At 39.0% G+C, this 2,042-nt stretch carries 2 protein-coding genes; both read right to left on the bottom strand.

The features are described 5' to 3' along the window. Window positions 1-519 precede the first annotated feature (519 nt). Entirely contained in the window at window positions 520-1,083 is a 564-nt protein-coding gene (locus ACNRUY_RS26325; RefSeq protein ID WP_488114634.1) for a hypothetical protein, read from the bottom strand. Between the two features lie 152 nt (window positions 1,084-1,235). Continuing rightward, entirely contained in the window at window positions 1,236-1,889 is a 654-nt protein-coding gene (locus ACNRUY_RS26320) for a hypothetical protein (RefSeq protein ID WP_488114633.1), read from the bottom strand. Window positions 1,890-2,042 lie beyond the last annotated feature (153 nt).

Raw genomic sequence — 2,042 nt, 5'->3', positions numbered from 1 at the left:
AAGAACGCCAATGGAAACTCTGATAGATGGCAAAGAGATCTGGAAGGAAAAATTTGTAGCCTGAATTTGACCTGACAGACACCCTCTGAAAAATCGGTGACTGTCAGATCAGGTCTGAACTACTACAGAGTATAGTAGCGTTTTTTTACATCCCATTTTCTTGCATCAGCGGCACTACCAGCGGCAGGAAAGCGGCAATTCAAACATCGATCATTTTTTTTCAGATTGAATTGAGAGCACGCTTTGCATTTCCAGTTATTTCTGGTTGTTCTTGAAAACAGGCGGTTTAACTTTAGCATTTCAGTATATTAATTATGTTGTGGGTATGAAACTAATGTTATCCGTACTGCTTCATATTCCTTGCCATTGCTATTTCAAAAACCTTAGCGCTTTATACAACCCTGCCACCAGAAAATGGGAAGGATACTTTGACAGGATAAAGTTGAAGCAATATGGACGACTCAGTTTTGATTTCAACGGTCGACTAGATCGTCCACCAGAGGACGTTGGGCTGGCTTACTAACCAGCCTCTTGACACTGATGGCCTTCCATTCGATCATCACACGCATAGGTTTTTTTCAGAATTTTAGTCCAGCTTGCAATTTCATCCGTTGCTGGCACTTTTCTCCAGGCCTTTTGAACAACATAGAAATTATCATTCCCTTCTATTGCTTTAAATAAGGTTACTTCTGGTTTCCCGATGCTGGGATTATTAGCACAATATTGCAACCAGAGATTAAAATTGTACCCATTTTCAACACCCTCTCTGATAGAGACTACTGAGGATCCGGGACACGCATTGGTCCATAGAACTTTCATACGAGATTGAAACTGCTTTGCAACTATAGAGCTTCCACCCAGAAAAGTCTGTGTAGTCATCATTTCACTCCAGTCATGAACCGTTTCTCCTTTTGGAACAAACTCTTTCATAAGCATCGCCCCCTCCCTGGCAGTAAAGCCTTCAACCCAACCATCGGGAAGTACATGAATCAGACCTTCCACCTTATTCTGATTCGCAGGGCTAAGAGGTGAATAAAGCGCTCCATTAAACGCCAAAAGTGAAATAATAAGTAGCTTTTTCATTTTTATTAAAATTCCCTATTTATAAGAAACACAGTCGTATTTAGAGCGAAACTAATTTCGTCGTTCCACCCACATTACAGGCCTTACAATTCACGTAGTACAGAAATTAAAACTGTCTTGTATTGCTCAATGCAAACCCCTTACATGAACAGCTATAAGGCAGCTGTTTTATCCAGTTTAATGGTTGCTAGCGAGGCATCAATTTCCTGTTGAGTAAAGTGGCTGAAGGACAATGAGTAGATGGATTTTTTCTTATGTAATTCTACATAAACCATTTTATGATCATCAGGGCTCCCTATTTGAAAACCATCCAGCCCAATAGGCAATTTAAATACAAATATCTCTGACTTATCTCCCATATCCATACTTCGAAAAATAATGGCTATCAAAGCAATGTTAAAATCTGATGCCTTAGAGAAAAAGCCAACACTGTTTGGGTCAATAGAATAAAGATGCCTGCGAAATTCAAAATCAGATGTAATATTGCCATAGCCAAAAAGCTGAATCATTTGTTGCTTATCCAAATTGTCAGCAAACATTTCTATAATACTTGATTCTGAAGTTAAGTCGCGAATAGATAAAGATTTATAGGGAGAGCCTTCTTCAGTAGTATAAAAGACCATACCAGGTCTTGTTTTGATAGGACCATCCAGTTTTTCAAGTTTTATTGGAACCCCCATCTTTAAAGAAAACTCATCAACCCTTGTTTTAGGAATATGTTTTTCTATATTGCCATCTATTTCCCTCTCTTGAACTGGGTTAAAGACCAAACCGCTATTTTTAATAGCTCTGGATAATTCAAACAATGAATATCCCCTGAGAAATAAGGGTACAGGGCAAAAACATGATCACCAATTGAACAGCGCCATCAAGAAACAGCCTGTATAATCAGGGTTTTTCCTGTCTTTCGATGTCTGCAAAAGCCCTGTTTTCCAAATTCTCCTCGCTCACTGATAAGC

It is taken from the genome of Endozoicomonas sp. Z74 (genome assembly GCF_057680865.1).
The sequence above is the reverse complement of the archived record's forward strand: the minus strand, read 5'-3'. Positions and strand labels throughout refer to the sequence as shown.

Bases quoted from the DNA above. Each gene is read 5' to 3' on its own strand.
- ACNRUY_RS26325 (WP_488114634.1), bottom strand. From the start codon at position 1,083: ATGAAAAAGCTACTTATTATTTCACTTTTGGCGTTTAATGGAGCGCTT.